The organism is Shouchella patagoniensis (assembly GCF_002019705.1).
In the GTDB taxonomy this organism is placed as follows: Bacteria; Bacillota; Bacilli; order Bacillales; family Bacillaceae_D; genus Shouchella; species Shouchella patagoniensis.
In genome coordinates this window covers 2,765,621-2,784,876 of the sequence record NZ_KV917377.1, presented here as the reverse complement: position 1 = coordinate 2,784,876, position 19,256 = coordinate 2,765,621, and the positions used below count along the sequence as shown (strand labels likewise).

At 41.3% G+C, this 19,256-nt stretch carries 17 protein-coding genes; all 17 read right to left on the bottom strand.

Going from position 1 to position 19,256, the window contains the following annotated elements:
• Positions 1 to 62: 62 nt before the first annotated feature.
• The 17 genes from BK584_RS14620 to BK584_RS14540 all read right to left on the bottom strand — a co-directional run bounded on the left by BK584_RS14620 (position 63) and on the right by BK584_RS14540 (position 18,859).
• The gene (locus tag BK584_RS14620; protein ID WP_078393283.1) at positions 63 to 1,499 is read right to left on the bottom strand and encodes an aldehyde dehydrogenase family protein; all 1,437 of its coding nucleotides are present in this window, start codon (positions 1,497 to 1,499) and stop codon (positions 63 to 65) included.
• Positions 1,500 to 1,511: 12 nt separating this feature from the next.
• Positions 1,512 to 2,585 carry a homoserine dehydrogenase gene (locus tag BK584_RS14615; RefSeq protein ID WP_078393282.1) on the bottom strand — a complete coding sequence of 358 codons (1,074 nt, stop codon included), beginning with the start codon at positions 2,583 to 2,585 and terminating at the stop codon, positions 1,512 to 1,514.
• Positions 2,582 to 3,778, bottom strand: a complete 1,197-nt coding sequence (locus BK584_RS14610; protein WP_078393281.1) for a M20 metallopeptidase family protein — start codon at positions 3,776 to 3,778, stop codon at positions 2,582 to 2,584. Before BK584_RS14610 ends, BK584_RS14615 begins: the two co-directional genes overlap by 4 nt.
• 2 nt (positions 3,779 to 3,780) lie before the next feature.
• Positions 3,781 to 4,980, bottom strand: a complete 1,200-nt coding sequence (locus BK584_RS14605) for a cystathionine gamma-synthase family protein (protein ID WP_078393280.1) — start codon at positions 4,978 to 4,980, stop codon at positions 3,781 to 3,783.
• Between the two features lie 26 nt (positions 4,981 to 5,006).
• Positions 5,007 to 6,200, bottom strand: a complete 1,194-nt coding sequence (locus BK584_RS14600; protein ID WP_078393279.1) for a M24 family metallopeptidase — start codon at positions 6,198 to 6,200, stop codon at positions 5,007 to 5,009.
• Between the two features lie 388 nt (positions 6,201 to 6,588).
• Complete coding sequence (locus tag BK584_RS14595) at positions 6,589 to 7,347, bottom strand: HpcH/HpaI aldolase family protein (RefSeq protein WP_078393278.1); 759 nt, start codon at positions 7,345 to 7,347, stop codon at positions 6,589 to 6,591.
• Positions 7,344 to 8,045, bottom strand: coding sequence for an alpha/beta fold hydrolase (locus BK584_RS14590; protein WP_078393277.1), 702 nt, complete (start codon positions 8,043 to 8,045; stop codon positions 7,344 to 7,346). Before BK584_RS14590 ends, BK584_RS14595 begins: the two co-directional genes overlap by 4 nt.
• A 1-nt stretch (position 8,046) precedes the next feature.
• A complete protein-coding gene (gene hisD / locus BK584_RS14585; RefSeq protein ID WP_078395653.1) occupies positions 8,047 to 9,318 on the bottom strand; it encodes a histidinol dehydrogenase in 1,272 nt (423 codons plus the stop codon).
• A 19-nt stretch (positions 9,319 to 9,337) separates the two neighbouring features.
• Positions 9,338 to 10,555, bottom strand: coding sequence for an ester cyclase (locus tag BK584_RS14580; protein ID WP_078393276.1), 1,218 nt, complete (start codon positions 10,553 to 10,555; stop codon positions 9,338 to 9,340).
• Entirely contained in the window at positions 10,545 to 11,576 is a 1,032-nt protein-coding gene (locus BK584_RS14575) for a LacI family DNA-binding transcriptional regulator (protein WP_169871286.1), read from the bottom strand. The genes BK584_RS14580 and BK584_RS14575 overlap by 11 nt, the downstream gene beginning before the upstream one ends.
• Positions 11,577 to 11,643: 67 nt before the next feature.
• Positions 11,644 to 12,513: a carbohydrate ABC transporter permease gene (locus BK584_RS14570; RefSeq protein ID WP_078393274.1), complete on the bottom strand. Its 870-nt coding sequence runs from the start codon at positions 12,511 to 12,513 to the stop codon at positions 11,644 to 11,646.
• The gene (locus BK584_RS14565; protein ID WP_078393273.1) at positions 12,510 to 13,388 is read right to left on the bottom strand and encodes a carbohydrate ABC transporter permease; all 879 of its coding nucleotides are present in this window, start codon (positions 13,386 to 13,388) and stop codon (positions 12,510 to 12,512) included. Before BK584_RS14565 ends, BK584_RS14570 begins: the two co-directional genes overlap by 4 nt.
• Positions 13,378 to 14,781: an ABC transporter substrate-binding protein gene (locus BK584_RS14560; RefSeq protein ID WP_078393272.1), complete on the bottom strand. Its 1,404-nt coding sequence runs from the start codon at positions 14,779 to 14,781 to the stop codon at positions 13,378 to 13,380. The genes BK584_RS14565 and BK584_RS14560 overlap by 11 nt, the downstream gene beginning before the upstream one ends.
• Positions 14,778 to 16,112 carry an amidase gene (locus tag BK584_RS14555; RefSeq protein WP_078393271.1) on the bottom strand — a complete coding sequence of 445 codons (1,335 nt, stop codon included), beginning with the start codon at positions 16,110 to 16,112 and terminating at the stop codon, positions 14,778 to 14,780. The genes BK584_RS14560 and BK584_RS14555 overlap by 4 nt, the downstream gene beginning before the upstream one ends.
• 3 nt (positions 16,113 to 16,115) lie before the next feature.
• The gene (locus tag BK584_RS14550) at positions 16,116 to 16,733 is read right to left on the bottom strand and encodes a cupin domain-containing protein (protein ID WP_245808870.1); all 618 of its coding nucleotides are present in this window, start codon (positions 16,731 to 16,733) and stop codon (positions 16,116 to 16,118) included.
• Positions 16,734 to 16,920: 187 nt separating this feature from the next.
• A complete protein-coding gene (locus BK584_RS14545; RefSeq protein WP_169871284.1) occupies positions 16,921 to 18,081 on the bottom strand; it encodes an iron-containing alcohol dehydrogenase in 1,161 nt (386 codons plus the stop codon).
• Positions 18,082 to 18,094: 13 nt separating this feature from the next.
• Positions 18,095 to 18,859, bottom strand: a complete 765-nt coding sequence (locus tag BK584_RS14540; RefSeq protein ID WP_245808869.1) for an SDR family NAD(P)-dependent oxidoreductase — start codon at positions 18,857 to 18,859, stop codon at positions 18,095 to 18,097.
• Between the last annotated feature and the right edge of the window lie 397 nt (positions 18,860 to 19,256).

Genomic DNA, 19,256 nt, shown 5'->3' with positions numbered 1-19,256 from the left:
AACTATGAACCACCTATACACAAAAAAGAATCTAAGTATGCTATACCCAGATTCTCAATCCTTTAACCTAATTTAAAACAAACTACTTTCTGTTCCGTCATTTCCTGTATTGAGAACCGAACGCCTTCTCGCCCAAGGCCTGATTGTTTCATACCACCAAAAGGCATTGCATCAATACGAAAATCTGAACTATCGTTAATCATTACCCCTCCCACATCTAACTGGCTACTGATCTTAAATGCGGCATCCATATTTTTTGTAAAAAGACCGGCCTGCAAGCCATACTCTGTTTCATTCGCTTTTTGAATGCCTTCTTCTAATGAGTCGATTTTATAAAGTAAAGCAACCGGCCCAAAGATTTCTTCTTTTCCAAGATGACAGTTAGACGGCACATCTTCTAAGACCGTCGGTTCATAAAACGCACCGTTTCTTTTGCCGCCACATAAAAGAATAGCACCCGAACGCTTTGCATCTTCTACCGTAAATTCAATCCGCTTTGCCTCATCTTCTGAAATAAGTGGTCCCATATCCGTCTTTTCATTAAGCTTTGGACCCACTCTATAGGTCTTTGCCTGCTGTACAAATTGATCTTTAAACATGTCATAAACGCCTTCCTCGATATACAGACGCTGCACACCGATGCAGTTCTGACCAGCAGCCCAAAATGCACCACTTACACATGAAGTAACTGCATCTTCTACATTGGCATCATTTAACACAATGACCGGTGAATTCGACCCAAGTTCCATGCTTTTCTTTTTTAAGCCTGCTTGTTTTGCTATTTTCATACCTGCTTCCATTCCACCAGTAAATGAGATCATACGTACATCCGGATGAGTCATTAACGTTTCACCAATTTCACTTCCTTTACCTGTTACAACAGAAAGGATACCCGACGGGAGCTCGGCATGCATAAATGCTTTTGCTAATAACAACGCACTTAACGGCGTTGCAGTAGCCGGTTTTAATACAATCGCATTCCCTGCGGCAATCGCTGGACCAATTTTATGAGCGACTAAATTAAGAGGATCATTGAAGGGCGTGATAGCACCGATAATCCCTAAAGGACAGCGTTCATAATAACCAACCCTTCCTTCGCCGCCTGGTGATTGGTCAAATGGAATCGTTTCGCCAGTAACTCTCCGTGCTTCTTCCGCGGATAGTTTTAATGTTTCAGCACAGCGCCCCGCTTCTTTCCGTGCTTCACGAATCGTTTTGCTTCCTTCCAAGCTAATTGTCCTTGCAAACTCTTCAGCGTGTTGCAAGACATAATCAGCTGCTTTATTTAATATTGCCATGCGTTGATGTACAGGGAGTGCAGCTGAAAGGGCAGCGCCTTTTTTTGCTCGCTTTATGGCTTCTTCCATATCGGCAGAGGATGCCTTCGGAACAACAGCAATTAAGTCATCATCTTCAGGATTTCTAACCTCTAACGTCTCTTCACGTTCAACCCATTCGCCTGCAAGCAACATTTTTTGACGTTTTAAATCCAATTTCATATCGCACTCCTCCTAGCGAAGATTTTCAAGTGTATGACTCTGGTTTTTCATCTGCTGCTCACAATGAATTAAATCAATTAATAAAGCGTACCCTGTCTCACTTTTTCCCGCACCCGCGCCAGTAAGAGTAATTTCGCCTGACATGTTGCATGAGTACGTGATTGCATTCGTTGCACCAGTCACAGCAGCTAAAGGATGGGATTTATCTAGTAACATTGGCTTTACCGCTGCATGAATGGTTCCTTCAGCTGTTTCTTCAACAGCGCCAAGCATTTTCCAACATTTGTTGTTCTTCTGAGCCTCTGAAATATCGTTTGTACTTAATGTATTTAACCCTTTCCGCTCTACATCACCAACTGTTATTCGCTTCCCCATTACTGCGTTTGCGAGGATAACCACTTTATACACCGCATCGTACCCTTCAACATCACTTGTCGGGTCGGCTTCCGCATAACCAAGCGATTGTGCGTCTTTTAATGCTTCCTCATATGTTTTTCCTGTTTCCATTTCTGTCAGCATAAAATTCGTTGTTCCATTTAAAATGCCACTAATTTTATGAATCGTATTCCCCATTAACGTTGTCTGTGGCAACCTTAAAGAAGGAGTACCGCTCATCACAGTTCCCTCATAACCTAAGAACGTTCCATGTTTCTTTGCAAGCTCCGACAGTTCATGGAAAGCTAAAGCAATGGGTCCTTTATTCGTCATTACAACATGTTTCTTTGCCGCAAAAGCCGTCTTGCAGTGTGTTAGTGCTGGTTCACCAGTCTTTACATTCGTAAAGGTTGCTTCAACAATTGTATTCGCATTTGTTTGTAATATAGTAGATACAGCATCAAGGTCGCGAACAAGATCGCTTGAATCTGGATATTCTTCAAGCGATCCGAATGTATGGAGCACTTCAAGAACTTTTTTCAAATCAAGCCCTTTTGGATCATAGATTGATCCTTTTTTAAAATCAGATATTGCGACCACCATCGGTTCAAAACCTGTTTCTTCTTTTACCTTCTCCCCATGATTTATCAAATGTTCAACTAACCCTTGGCCAACGACTCCAAATCCAAGCAGTGCTAGCTTCAACGTCATCCTTCTTCCCCCTCTGCTCCTAACGTTTGTAAAGTGATACCAGCCATTAGAGCTGTTCCTTTTATTAAACATGTTTCATCAATTTGAAAATCAGGTGTATGCAAATCAAATTGTCCATGTGTCGGTTTACATCCTAAGAAAAACATGGCAGCCTTGCATGATTGGGCGATATGGGCAAAGTCTTCACTCCCCAATCCATATGGTTCATCTACAATTTTCTCTTCTGGATAAAGCGCTTGTGCTGTTAATTTAATTACTTCTACTGCATCTTCGTCATTAATTAACGCTGGTTCCCCTCGTTCAATTTCACAGCTCCCTTTCCCACCAAACACATCTGCTAGTTGAAACGCTCGCTTGACTTCGTGACTTATTGATTCTCGTATTTTTTCGTTATAACAACGTATCGTGCCTTCCAGATAAACTTCTTCCGGGATGACATTGTTCGCTTCTCCCGTCTGTATTTTACCAATGCTTAAGACGGTTGGTTCTAGTGGAGAAGTTCGTCTCCCAGGAACACTATAAAGAACGGGTAGAACTTGTGACAGAAGCCAGATGGGGTCGACACCTAAATGGGGATAGGCCCCATGCCCCCCAGTCCCTTTAATTCGACCCTTGAAGACATCATAACTAGCCATTGATGCGCCTTTGTGTAGTTGGACCGTTTCTTTCTCGTGCCACGGGCACACATGTAAAGCAAAGGCCATATCCACTCCCTTTAAGACACCAGCTTCAATCATATGCACAGCTCCAGTCTTACCATTCACATCCATTGCTTCTTCCGCTGGTTGAAACAAGAACAGCACAGTACCAGTTATAGTACCAGATCGCATTAATTCTCCAATTAAAACAGCTGCTCCTAGTAAGATAGCTGTATGGGCATCATGACCACACGCATGCATTGCACCAGGATTTTTACTTACATAAGGAACTTGATTCATTTCTGTTATTGGCAACGCGTCCATATCTGCACGTAATGCAATCGTTTTTCCAGAACCAGCTTTTAGGCTGCCAACAACTCCGTAACCACCAACATTTGTTTTAACGACCATTCCTGGAATGGTCGTTAAAATTTCAACAACATATGCTGCAGTCTTCTTTTCTTGGAAACTACATTCTGGCTGTGCGTGCAAATCCCGTCTCCACGCAATTAGTTGTTCCTCTAATTCCTTTGCACGTGCTACAATAGCGTGCATAATTAAACGCCTACTTTGGCAGCCTCAAACGCCTGTTTAAAATCTTGTATAATGTCATCTGCGTCTTCTATTCCGCAAGAAACTCGAATAAGACCTTCTGGTATTCCCATTGCAGCTCGCTCTTCTGGTGTACATTCAACATGGCTCGTTGTTCGTGCTGGTCCGACCGTTGTTTCAACTGCACCTAAGTTGGCTGCACGATTCGCATATTGTAGCTTCGGAAGCAAGTGACGTACTGTATCCACTCCTCCTGCAACAGCGAAACTTAGCATGCCGCCAAAGCCTGACATTTGTGCTTTAGCGATATCGTGGTTTGGATGATCAGTGAGCCCTGGATAAAAAACTGCTTCAACACCTTCAACTGTTTTTAAATAAGTTGCAAGCTTCATAGCATTTTCCGCTTGTCGTTTCACTCTTAAATCAAGCGTTTTCATTCCCCGGAGAAGTAAATAGGCAGCCCACGGATCCATTGTTGCTCCATTTATTTCACGGTAATGGTAAATGGCTTCTACTAAAGCTTTATCAAGTCCGACTACTACACCACCAAGTGCATCTGCATGACCCCCAAGAAACTTTGTTGCACTATGAATAACGAGGTCTGCTCCTAACGCAAGTGGGTTCTGGTTAACTGGTGTCGCAAACGTATTGTCCACTACAACAAGTGCGCCTGCCTCTTTCGCCGCTTCTGCACATTTTTTAATGTCTGTAATTTTAACTGTGGGGTTTGTTGGTGTTTCTAGATATAAAATTTTACACCCTTTCACTGTTTCTTCTCTGATCTGCTCATCATTGCCTGTTTCACAAAACTGAACATCTATATTCATATTGGGTAAAAACTCAGTAAAAATCTTGTTTGTTCCGCCATACGTATCTTTAATCGTGACCACTCGGTCTCCTGGACGTAGAAATGTGTAAAGTGTGTTTGAGATTGCCGCCATACCTGTCGAAAAACTAGTTGCTGCATTTGCGCCTTCTAACACTTTCACTTTATCTTCAAAAGCTTGAACGGTTGGATTTGTGTTTCTTCCATAAATATGACCTTTTTTTCTACCTATAGCTACTTCATACCACTCATCCATATCGTCATAACCAAATGCGACACTTGGGATAACCGGTACTTGAGTTGCTCCATGAACCAAATATTCTTTTTCTCCGGCCCATACGGCTTTTGTTGCTAATTTTGCATTCTTAAATTGTGTCATGTCAATTCCCCCTAAAAGATATATGTTTACGATGCTGAGTGGATATTTGGATCATTTGATAATAATTGACGTGGAAAATCACATAGAAGTTCACATCCATTATCCGTTACTCTAATTGTTTCGCTAATCTCAACTCCAAAATCATCAAACCACATGCCTGGTATTACGTGTAATGCCATATTTTCTTGAAGGATGGTTTTATCACCTTTTCGTAAGCTTGCAGTATGCTCACCCCAGTCAGGCGGATAATTTAATCCGGTTGAATAACCAAGACGCGAATCCTTGCTTACTCCATAACGATTAATTGTTTTTTGCCAAACCGCTTCCGTTTCTTCGCAAGAGACACCAGGTTTAATAAAAGCGAGTACTTCATTTAGCCCTTCCACAACAATATGAGCCATATCAATTACCCTTTGTTGTGGTTTACCAATCGTGATTGTACGGGCAAGTGGCGCGTGGTAACGCTGATGACAGCCTGCGAGTTCAATAATGACCGTCTCTTCATTTGGATAACGCTGATCCGTCCAGGTGATATGCGGAGCACTGGTTTTAATTCCTGATGGTAACAACGGCACGATTGCAGGATAATCCCCTCCAACTTCTTCAGTACCAGATATTTGGGCGTGGTAAATATCAGCGACCACATCGCACTCTCTTGCACCAGCTCGAATCGCATTCATGCCCGCATACATTGCTTTTGCAGCGATTATTCCTGCATGTTTCATATAAGTGATTTCCGTATCTGATTTAATTAATCGGACCCAGTTTACAAGGTTTGAAGCATCTTGGAATGACGCATTTGGCAACGATGCTAGTAATCGTTCATGTGCTTTCGCTGAGTAATAATACGTTTCCATTTCAACGCCAATTCGTCTCGTAGATTGACCGATATCCGTTAATATCTTCCCGATAAAATCCATTGGATGTTGTGATTCTGATTGTACATAATGATCTGGATAAGGAATGATCCGTTCATGCATAAGCCAAGTTGTTTGTTTCGCAACGTTGGCATCCATACCGCGCCCTAACCAGATTGGCTGTTCCTCATCAATGAGAATGACAAGCATTTGATGGACATAAAAAGACCAACCATTAAAACCCGATAAATAATTCATATTAGCCGGGTCTGTCACAAGCAGCACATCTACTCCCCAATTCGCCATTTTCTCTTTTGTTTTAGCGAGACGAGTTTGATACTCATCTAATGTAAATGGAAACATTGCTGAGTGGCCTCCTCTTTACTAAAAATAAATACTTCATCTATACTGCCATCTTACTCAGTGCCTACCCATTTGTTCAATATTCAAACTGTATGAAGATTTCATCTTTTTACTATACAGTTTAGAATGACCTCCCATAAAACGCGATGCAACAACCTTTCTCGCTGTTAGAAAATCTCTGAGAAAAAAGAAAAACACCTATTGAATAGGTGTTTGCAGTAACAATTAAATTTGATTTACGAGCCTTTCGACAAACTTTACTCTGATTTTCAACTATGTTAAAAGCAAAGTCATTCACTGTTTCTCTGCTTCTTTTTTACAATAAACATTCGGTTGTCTTAAAATTCCTATCGGTCATTTCAGCTAAAGACGATCGCCAAGGTAGACTCTATTTTTCATGAGAACTTTTCCAATTTGATATATAGCCATCTAAGCTTTCATAGATCATTGAATTTGTTACCCCAACAACAAAAGAGAAGCCGTTTTGTAATACATCATGAATTGCATGTTTAGTCGGAGCGATTGTGCCTACGGGCTTCTTAACCGCCTTTGCTCGTTCAGCTAGTTCCCTTACTTGAGCAATAATTTCCGCATCCTGCGATCCTTCAAAACCATTCGATATAGCTAAATCAAGTGGGCCGATAAAAGCGACATCAATATCTGGTACTGAAAGAATTGATTCAAGATGATTTGCACCTTCCTCAGACTCAATTTGTGCAATAATGAGCAATTCGTCATTTGCTTGTTCTAAATAGTCTCTTCCTCCTGTTTTTCCATATTTTGCAGGACGAATGGAATAGGTTGTGCCTCTATTTCCAATGGGGGGGAATTTTGCTCTTCTTACAATCAATTCAGCGTCGGCCTTTGAATTCACCATTGGCACTTGAATGCCTTTTGCGCCTCGATCAAGAGCTTTTTGGATGCTATCGGGATTGCTCGAAACCCGGACAATGGGCACTGTTTGACTTATTTCAGCCGCACGAATAAGATGCTCTAGGTCATTATCAGTAAAGCCACCATGTTCATTATCAATGACAATAAAATCAAAGCCAGCGTAACCAATCATCTCAATAAGCGCTGGACTAAATAAGTGGACGAACGTACCAACAACCGGTTCACCTTGTTCAAGACGTTTTTTTAAACTCACAACCTCGTCTCCTCCTTTAGCCAAACCTCTAATGCATCCAATACAACCTGTGGCTGTTCCATAGGAATGAGGTGTCCACAATTTCTTACCTTTACATAACTTGACTGAGAGATAATGCGATGCATTTCTTCATGTAAAGAAGGTGGACAAACTAGATCATTCTCTCCGGTCATAATTAGAGTGGGACATTGTATGGTCTTTAGAATAGGCAACTGATCATGCCTCGTTTGTAACGCTTCGAGTTGATGAAGATAAGGAATCTCTCCAGTTTCCTCTGCCATACGTAATGTGACGTTTACTAAGTCCTTTTCGTACCGATAGAGCATCTTTGGGATAAGCTCTTTTTTTAGAATAGACAGGAACTCTCCGTTTTTCACCCTTTTTTCTAGTCTTGAAAAATGATCGCGTTGTACAGGTGTTGGTGGGTAAGGATTTGTTCCTAGCAGTGCTAAACGTGCCACCCGCTCTGGAGCAAGACGTACAAGTTCAAGTGCTACCATTCCCCCCATCGAAAGACCGGCTACAGAAAGAGAGCCGCTTGTCTCCTCCAAAATCCGGTGTGCCATCGCGATAAGGGAGGTATCTCGTTTTATATCCGCGTGCACGATTGGGTACTGTTCTTGAAGTTGCCTTTCTTGTTGGCACCATAGCTCATCCGTACAAAGTGTTCCAGGTATGAAGATGAGTGTATCCTTCATATTACGTCGTTTCCTTTAGCTTCTCTAAACGAACATCCGCGGATAATTGATGCCCCTCCAGCCCTTCTATAGCCGATTGCAAAGAGGCATGCTCTGCCAGAAATCTTGTGCCGTTTCCAGAAATGGTTTGGTGGGTAACCACTTTGACATAGCTCCCTGCCCATAGTCCACCCGTATATCGTGCCGCACCCTGTGTGGGCAATGTATGATTTGTCCCCGAAACTTTGTCGGAAAAAACAACGGAACTGTCTTCGCCAATAAACAGTGAACCATAATGGGTGAACCGTGTTTTCAATGATTCCGGATTTTTGACATGAAGCTGTAAATGTTCAATGGCATATTCGTCACATACGCGAATAGCTTCTTCCAAGCTGTCACAGACCACAACTTCTCCCATAGCCGACCACGATTGATGAGCTGGCGAGCTGGCTTGAAAACCTTCCTTCATCTTCTCTATATGCCTGATTGTCTTTTCAGCCATTTTATAAGATAAGCTAACGAGAATGGCACGTGCCGATGGATCATGTTCTGCTTGTGCAAGGAGATCTGCCGCTAAAAGTTTCGGATCCGCTGTTTCATCAGCTAACAGTAAAATCTCGCTTGGCCCTGCAATGAGATCAATCCCTACTTGTCCGAATACTTGTCGCTTCGCTTCTGCGACAAACCGATTACCTGGTCCAGCAATGATGTCGACTTTCGGCACGGTTTCTGTCCCATATGCCATCGCCGCTATGGCTTGCGCTCCACCAATTGCAAATATGTCAGTAGCACCTGATTTCACTAGCCCATACACAATAGCAGGGTGAATCGTACCTTTGTAGCTTGCTGGGCTACAAGCAACGATGCGAGATGCGCCAGCAGCTTTAGCTGGAGCAACGACCATCGGGCCAGAAGAGAGTAATGGAAACCTCCCTCCAGGAACATAGGCACCGACCTTTTCAATTGGAACAATACGGTGACCAAGAGAAACCCCATCTCCCAGCTCCATTTCCAGTGGTTTGATGCTGTTTAATTGAGCCTTGGCAAAGGTTGTTACTCGATCAACTACGCGCTCAATCAATGTTTTTGTTTCAGGAGACAATGTATTTTCTGCTTCATGAATTTCATCTGCACTTAAAGCAATGGCTCGATTAGAATTAGCAAATTTCAATTCATAATCATGAACCGCTTTGTCCCCTTTTTCTCGTACGGATTCAATGATTTCTTTAACTGTTTGTTCAGTCTCCGCTGACTGTTCGATCTTAATTGATTCAGCTCGTTTTATATATTTCATATCAAAGCCTCCCGCCTTGTTAAGATACGCCTGTAAAATTGGCATCTCCTGCATCTTGTTCTACTTCTCCATCGCTTTCTGTATACATTTGTCGAAGGACATCCAAACCGTCAAATAACATCCACTCTTCTGACACTTTAGCTCCTCTAACCTGGTAATGGTTCATCCCGGCGATTTCAATGGGCTTGCCACTCGGTGCACCAAAATAGCCAGTCCCTTCATGCATCCCTTGAATTCGCCAGCGAACCGCAACATCCCACTCCTCATCACTATTTAGTTGATTGCATGTGATCCGCTCCAACACGACTTTTGCATTCGGTACGGAGGCAAACAAGCTAATAAACATCCCTTGAATTTCTGAGTAGCCTACAAGATCGCGATTGCAAACATAATGAACCACCGCATGAGGCTTATAAAACTCTTTCACATAATTAATTGAACGTCGTTCCCATATTTTATTCACTAATTCTAAGATGAACTCACCGATTTCAAAGGACGATGAGGACGGTACGTAAAGCTTTGGCGGCAGACCTGTTTCAGCCGTTTCTGGCAAACCGTAGCGGGTTGTTGGTGTTAGTGTTTTTGTTGATTTGGCAATTTTCTTTGCAAATTCATGTGGATCTAAACCAAGCTGAACGAGGAGATGATACGTATCCATAACAAGCCATTCTTCATAAATTTTATTTCCATGAATCAAACAATCTGCTGTGGTTCTCCACATGACCTTCTTGCCCGTAGCTGGCCCGTATAAACTGTCTCCTGCATTTGTAGCAACAGAACGTCCTCTATGTGATGTGAAATAGCCATCCCGATCATTGCCTGACCACACCACACTCCACCCTAAACCTTTTCGATCTGGAAAAGCTTGCAACGTTTGCAATGTCCCGGAAATAACCTCATTGATCCCATGACTGTTAACAAGTCCTTTATGAATCGTTACCCCCGTAGAATACGTATCATATATAAGACCGATATCTTTTTCCTTCCAAATTTGACGTGTAATTTTAACGATATAATCGATAATGTTGTTATACTGATCATCAAATCCTTCCATGCTTTGTTTTTTAATCATTCGATCATCAAGCATGACATAATCGTAATCATCCTTTGTATCGATTCGATTCACTTCATTTGATTGGGCATAAAAGATGAGGTTTGGTGGATGGTTTACACGCTGTGTTTGTGGTACCCCATCTTTCTTCCCTTGTTTTTTCTCTTCTTTTGATTCAGTAGCCATCACTGGTATCTCCTTTATAAATAGTAGTCGTCGTCCGACGTATGATTAGCTCTGGATCAAGGACGACTTGAATAGGTCCTGCAACTGCCTCTTTTTTTTCAATTAATAGTACTAGTTTATCAAGAGCTGTTCGTGCCATTTTTTCTTTATGCTGTGAAACGGTCGTTAAACCGATACAATGGTTTGCTGATAGGTTCATATTGTCAAAGCCTACAATTGATACATCATTAGGTATGCTTAATCCTTTATGAGTAGCCGCATCCATTACCGCTAATGCCATTTGGTCAGAAAAAGAAAAAAATGCAGTTGGTGGATTTTTCATTGATAATACGTTATCTGTAAATTGATAGACATGATCATATGACAACTCCGCATTAAAAAGATGATCTTCATTTATTAATAATCCGTGCGTTTTTAATGAATGTTTAAAGCTTTTGTACCGTTCCGCTGAGGCTGAATAAGCAAGTGGGCCTGCAATAAAGGCAATACGCTTGTGACCAAGCTGAACAAGATGATCAATCGCTAAACGCGCCCCTTTTTCATTATCAAGTACAACACAATGAACATCTTCATGGTCTGGTCGATTGATAAGGTACATGACAGGCACTGCTTTTTCAATTCGTTTCAGTGCTTCGTTTTCGCGGTAAGCAGACGATACGAGCAAACCATCCACACGCTTATCAATAAACGTTTGAACTGCTTGATTCAAATTCTTTTCTTCATGATTCGTATTACTCAAGAGCACATCATAGCCACGCTCTTTTGCAAATTCAATGATGTCTTTTGCTGTTTCTGCAAAAAATGGATTGGATATGTCCCCGACAATTAATCCGAGCGTATGCGTTCTTCGAGTAATCATACTTCTCGCTACAGAATCAGGCGTAAAATTTAACTCTTCTACTGCTGCATGTACCTTGTCTCTTGTCTCTTTCTTTATGTGTGGGTAATTATTTAAAACCCTAGAGACCGTTGATTGGCTGACACCAGCTCTTTTTGCTATATCATGTACTGTTACTCTCATTACTCTTATCCCTTCGCCGGTTATTTTTTCCATCGTATCATGATTCCGGCGTTTTTTTCCTATGAATCTACTTTACGCTTCCAGAAGTCATCCCCTGAACAAATTGCTTGCGCACAATCAACATAAAGATAACGGCTGGTAAAATAAATGTCACTCCTGCAGCTGACATGAGATTCCATTGTACCCCCTCTTCACCGATAAAATAGGATAGTGCAACAGGTAATGTGACCGCCTCTCTATTCGTTAAAATTAACGCAAACATAAACTCATTCCAGGTAATTACAAAACAAAAGACGGTAGCGGTAATAATCCCTGGTTTTGCTAGAGGAAGTAATACACTCCACAAAATGCGTAACCGACTTGCCCCATCAATCAGTGCCGCTTCTTCCACATCAATAGGAATACGATCGATAAATCCCTTCGTTAGCCAAATGGCATAGGGGACGGTATGACCGAGATTGACAATGATTAGGGCTAACGTTGTGTCCAGAACGCCCCAATTTCGAAAGATGATAAAGAACGGGATCACATTTACAATTAAAGGAATAAATTGTGTAGCTAGAATCCCAAACATAATATACTGTTTTCCAGGAATAATGTAGCGGGATAAGCTATATGATGCAAGTACGCTAATCGGAATCGTGATGAGTAACGTGAATGCAACAACAATTAAACTATTTATATAGAAATTACCGAGTTGAAACGATGATGAAAAGATCGTCTTGAAATTTTCTAAGGTTGCATGAAAGAGTAAGCTAATGGAATATACATCTTGATTGTCTTTAAATGCAGTTAAAGTAATCCAAAAGATCGGCAAAAACAAAAAGATTACGACAAGAAGAACAGCAATGTTTTCAAAAATTGCTCCGAAAACTTTTTTCGGCTTTAACGGATGACGAGCGTGCGTTTTTGTTCCAGGTGATGTGGATGCATTCAATTCCAGCCGCCTCCTTTATTCAAGCTCCTCATATAAAAGACCACAAATCCAACGGTAATGATGGCAAGTATATAACCGAGGGCAGCAGAGTAACCCATGTCGAAATAACGGAAACCTGTTTTATAAATTAAGAAGTTTAATACTTCTGTAGACGTCCCTGGACCACCTTGCGTTAACGTAACGACTGGATCAAATGCTTTTAAGGTAAACATTGTCATTAAAATGGTGGCGATTAATAGAATAGGCTTCATCATCGGCACTGTAATTTTTGTTAAGATCGCCCATTTACTCGCTCCATCAACAGCTGCCGCTTCAAATACTTCTTCTGGCAAGCCCATTAATCCACTAATGAGCATCAGACTCATAAATGGCAACCAAATCCATACAACAACCGAAACGAGTGCAATCATCGACGTTGTTGGTGAACCGAGCCATACGACATCAGAAAGCGGAGGAATGAGAAATCCAATGATTCGATCAAACAAACCATAGTCAGGATTAAGCATAAATCGCCAGGAATAACCGACCAGCGCGGGACTTAAAGCAAAAGGAATAATGAGGATCGCTCGTAAGAACGACAAATGTTTTTTCTCTTTGCTTAGTAACAAGGCGACACAGAATCCAAGCACAATCGTAGCAATCACTGTACTCGCTGTAAAAATAAGTGTCACTAGTACACTATTCCAGAACTGTGTATCGGAAAAGGCACGAATGTAATTATCTAAACCAACAAACGATTCAATGTTAATGGATCGAGTCAAATCCCACGAATGTAAACTAATCCAAAACGACTGAATAAGGGGATAAACTGTGGTTAACGCGATAAGGAGAATGGCTGGTGTAAGTAAGGCATACTTGTAAGCTCTATTCGACACTCGCTTCACCCTCTTCCCCTTTAGTCTCCATTGCCTCCTCATAATACCCAGCACGTTCTAATAAATGTTCGACTCGATCCGCCACCCGGTTTAAACTCTCTTCAACAGGAGCTCCTGCCGCCATTTCTGAAATAGCTGAACTCAAAAGATCAGCTATTCTCGGCCAATCCGTTAATGTTGGAAGCGCCCGTGCTCGTTCAAAGTTTTCACCAGCCAATTCATAAAACCCATCTGTTAAGTCATTCAGCTCATGATTTAGGAGATTATCTCGCTGAGTGATGACGGTAGAGCTCTGGTTTGGTGAGCTCTCTCCTGTTAAATGGTCTTGCACAATCTCTAACTCTTCTTCGGGTTCAGCTAGCCACTGTAAAAACTCCCATGCTGCATCTCGCTTCTCAGAACTACGCATAATGGCTGTCGGAAAGGTTGAAATACTAGGTTGAGCCGATTTCCCTTCCCAACCTGGCACTGAAGCAAACGAAACATTCCCTGCAACTTCTTCAGCCGACATGTTTGGATCATTAAACTCCGGGTATGTCCACCACCAACCAATCCACATTGCTCCTCCACCTTGCCTGAAAGAGGTCCGCGAATCTTGCTCACCAAACGTAACCGAGCCGGGTGGGGCCACTTTATCTACGGAAAAAAGGTTCACATACGCTTCCGTAGCTTCAATCGCTTCTGGTGTTGTAAATGCGGGTCGCAAGTTTTCATCAAACAACTCTGCACCGTTACTCCATAAGTGAGCTGTCCATAATGGAATGTTTTGTCCGTTATTTCCAGCCCCATAATACGGCACAATACCGTATGTGTCCGTCTCTTCCGTTATAATCCTACTCACTTCTTGGAATTCATCCCATGTAGTGGGTACTTCTAAATTTAGTTCATTAAACAGGTCTTCGCGATAGAATAGCATTTGAACATGGGCTCGAATAGGAAGACTGTACAAAGTACCTTCAAAGGTCGATAAATTTACAATTGCCTCTGGCCAACGATCGACATGAAAGTCATCTCGCTCGACATATGAATCGAGCGGTTGTAAAAACTGGTGCAAAGCCGGTCCCATCGAGTCGAGGAAGACAACGACATCATAAAAACCACTATCACTAATTCCTTCTGAAATAATATTCTCCATTAAATTTTCATAAGGTGTTTCATGGTAAATGACTTCTATCCCTGTTTCTTTTGTGAATTGTTTCGACCGTGCTTCCCAAGCGTTAAACTGACCAATACCACCTGCAGGAATCAACACATTGATTGCTTGTCCTTCTAATGATTGATTCCCATCCCCAATCGGTTCTGGCTCATTAGAGACATTTGTCATCACACAACCAGAAAAGAAAAACAGGGTTAGAGTTGCAACGGAAACATGATGAATGAATGACTTATTCAATTGGAATCCCTCCTAAATATCTCTTCAAAAGCTAACCCTATTTTTAAAACATGTTTGTCTTCACCCCGTCTCCCTACCAATTGAAATCCAATCTGATTGCGTCCTGTTTTCTGTCTGTAAGGCAAGCACAATGCGGGATGTCCCGTAACATTAAATAAGGAAGTAAACCAAATGAACGCTTCTTCTATGTCTTTGACAACTTCCCGATCAAATGCAATCGCTTTTTGTTTCAGGAAAGGTTGGTCTGTCGGGAGTGCAGGAAGAAAGAGAACATCCACTTCTTCTAGCATGTCATCAATCTGTGTTTGCAATTTCTGTCTTTTTTGTTGAGCAAGAATATAAGCTTGAGCAGAGACTTGTGCTGATGTTTGTAATGCTCTTAAAACCGGTTCACTGTATTCATCCGTTTTCACGTTTAGATGAGGGATCCCTGATTCAGCAGATGCAATATGATGTGCGACTTCAAGATATTCAGTTACATCAGGAAAACCAACAGGAACAAGTTCAGCTCCTTCATCTTGAGCGAGACCTCCAGCTTTTTCCCAAGCTCTTAGGACTGCTTCTCTCACTGGATGCTTCAGGCGCGGTATTCCAATTTTCACACCTTTGAGAGTAGCAGAAGGCATCTCAAGTGGTTGGTTATCGTATGCAAGCATGGTCAACCACACATCCTCAACCGAAGCAGCAATTGGTCCTGCATGATCTAGAGACGATGATAAAGGAAAAATGCCATCCATTGACCACCTTTCAAAGGTGGGTTTGAATCCTACAACATGACAGCAAGCAGCCGGTACACGAATAGATCCTGCCGTATCCGTTCCAATGGAGAGCGAGCAAAACCCCGCTGCAACAGAGGTGGCGGAGCCACTACTTGATCCTCCGGCGGTCCATTGGTCATTTATTGGATTGATCGCTCGACCAAAACCGTTATTTTCTGCAGTAATGCCAAAGGCAAACTCATAAAGATGAGCTTTCCCGATTGTAACTGCACCTTGTTTTTGAAACGTTTTCACAATTTGTGCGTCATTATTCGCCACATGATTCTTAAAAGCAAGCGAACCGTTCGTTGTTCGCACGCCTCTTACATCGATAGAATCTTTATATGTAATAGGGATGCCGCAAAGCCCACTTGCCTCTTTGTTCAGCCACATCTTTTCAGCTTTTATTGCTTGTTCTAATGCTTGTTCTCCTGTTATCGTTAACAAACTATTTAACCTTGAATTGTGTGCTTGGACTCGATCCAAAATCATATTAGTTACCTCAACAGGTGAGATTGTTTTTGTTTTATACGCTTTTCGCAAGGATTTGATGCTTATCCAATCCTTTTTCATGCATTACACTTGTCCCATTTTCAGCTTCGTAGCGATTTCTTTTTCTAGAGTAGAAAAATTTTCGGGTTTAATCATTTTTCCTTTATCATCCGAATAGAAGTGATGTTCTTTCGCTTGCTTAACGATCTGTGGAGACCAAATTGGATCTTGTCCAGAGAATACTTGATGTGTTTCAAGAATAGAGAAAAGCCATGCATCTTGTTCGGATGCATTTTCAAACCCTCGAAACACCCCTGGTGGTAAAGAAATTAAATCCCACTCGCCAACAATCGTTTCTCCTTCTATTTTTCCTGGGTCCTCATCGTAGCCCCAATAAAAACGCCATTCTCCATTTAGCACAAAAAATGATTCAATATAATCATGCGTATGATACGCCGGTCCATTCCCAGGTGGTGCTTTTACCATTCCTAGTTGAAATTGATGCGGCTCAGTTATTGCTGGTGTGTACGCATCATTTTCACTTGCTGTATCGCCGATAATGGTATAATTTAAACGCTGGTGACCAGGTAGAATACTATCAATAAACATAAGTGGTATCGCTTTGTCTTTTAAGTTAGAAAACCTGCTAATCCAATTTGATTCCATCTGGTCGTTCGTCACTCGCTTATGTACATCTTCCACATCAATCGACTCCTCTTTTATGAATACGTATTCCTAAATAACGAAATAAAGGATTGAAAATCAGTATTTTTCAACCATTTATTGACAATAAATGCAGGAATACGTATTCTGATTAAGTAAATTGATCATATAACAAGAATAATCTGAAAGCAACCCCTTCATTAATATTTTCTATCTATTCATACTTCTATCCTGTATAGGCCTTTTGGTATATAGCTACAATTTGCTTTTCTGTCAAACGATATGGTGTGTTGTGAAGCAGCCTCTTGACTTCTATTGCTTGCCTTGCAAGTGTAGCTAACGCTTCTTGAGGTATACCTAATTCTTTAAGAGAAACTGGTAAATTAAGGTCATAAAGAAGTTGTTTTAAATAGATCGTAACCGCTTTTAATGCAGCATATGGCTTCTCTGAATAATCTCCAAGCTGCAGTGCATGTGCGACATCTACCATCTCTTTTTTACATGTTACGCCAACGACGTCAAAGACATAAGGCATGAGAAGTGCATTGGCAACACCGTGTTCAACATGATAACTTCCGCCTAAAGGATACGCTAATGCATGGACGGCTCCTACTCCTGCATTTGCCAAACCTACACCAGCAAAATAGCTTACATAACTCATTTCAATTCTTGAATTTAAGTCTCTGCCGTTGTGAACCGCGCCATGTATGTGGTCTGTAAATCGTTTCATTGCCTCATATGAATACATTTTCGTCATCGGGTTAGCACGAGTCGAGATAAAGGATTCTAGAGCATGGGTAAAGGCATCAACTCCTGATGCTGCTGTCACCTTAGGTGGACAAGATAAGGTTAACTCAGGATCAACAATTGCGATTGTTGGTAATAAATTAGGGCTAACAAGACCTCGCTTTACGCCCTGCTTGTCATCAGAAAAAATAGCATTCATAGTCACCTCTGAACCAGTACCAGATGTAGTAGGAAGTAACATACAAGGCAAGCCACCTTTTCCTATCACTTTTTCTCCAGACAAATAAGCTGTGGGGTCCTCCACATTGGTTAAAGCTGCAGCTGTTTTTGCTATGTCCATAGCACTTCCTCCACCCAAGCCAATAACAAGATCTACCTGCCTTTCTTTAACAAAAGACGTTGTTTTCTCTAACTGAATAAAGCTAGGCTCCCCAGCTAATTCTGCAAACACAACAATTTCTAAGCCTTCTTTCTCTAACTGATGCTTCATTTCATCGACAACACCGGCACTCAATAAACCTTCATCACTAATTAATGCTGCCGACCTTCCTCCTAGACGTCTTGCTTCTTCGACCACTGTTGTTCTTGCCCCAACTCCAAAGCGTACATGTTGAGGTAACCGAAAATCATAAATATTCATCATTCATTCCTCCTTACCAAATTGTCCAACCACCATCGACATAAAGAGTTTGTCCCGTCACCATATCAGAAGCATTTGAACTTAGATATAGCATCGCTCCGTATAAATCTTCAGCCGTCGCCATTCTCCCTAAAGGAATTCTGCGAAATACATCTTCTTTAAACGCTTCATCAGCAAACATTGATTTCGTTAATGGTGTTTCTATAAATGTTGGTCCGACGGCGTTTACATTAATCTGATCGGATGCCCACTCCACGGCCAGGGCTTTTGTTAGTTGGCGCACTCCTCCTTTGCTGGATGAATACGCTGCTCGCTTATAGTATCCAACCTCGGCCATTTGAGATGACATCTGGATGATCTTCCCTTTTCCTTGTGATTTCATTACAGGATAGACCGCTTGACTTAAAAAGAACGTGCTTTTTAGATTTAAATCTAATACGGCATCCCAATCATTTTCTGTCGTTTCAAAAGCAGGTTTTGTCCGATTAGTTCCCGCATTATTTACTAAAATATCAATGCTTGCAAACGTTTTCTTTACATTTTGAACAAGCCTACTCATTTCTGCGAATTCCGTAACATCAAATGGGAATATTTCGACTTTTCCAGATCCATAAAGACTTTCTTTCACCTGTTTTAATTTCTCTTCACTTCTAGCAATTAGAGCAACATTTGCCCCATTCGCCATATAAAGCTGAGCAAGCTTTTCACCGATACCTTGACTAGCACCTGTTATAAGTACGGTCTTTTCTTTTACACTAAATAACTCTCCCGCCTTCACAACACCCCTCCTTATATGCACTAATGTAATAGTGCTTTTATAGTCTAACAGTATACATGTTTTTTTATGTGATGCAACATGAAAGGTTGAAGGCATTATAGATGTAAAGTCTAGCAAGTGAATCGTTTGCACTCATTTCTCTAAATATATTCATAAATTTCAAACAAAGCAGTAAGAAGGAATACGCTACTTACTGCTTTATTACGTTATATTACAAAAATATATAGAGCAATTTTTATTGAATTGACCTGTACTAATGTTAATGTAAAAACCAGTAAAAACAGAATATTGTTCATCCTAATTTTGAGGAATGATAAAAATAAAGGTGTTTCTCTTATACCGACCGCTACTTTCGTTCTTTCTAAAGAATAAAATCGAAAAGTTCATCAGCATATAT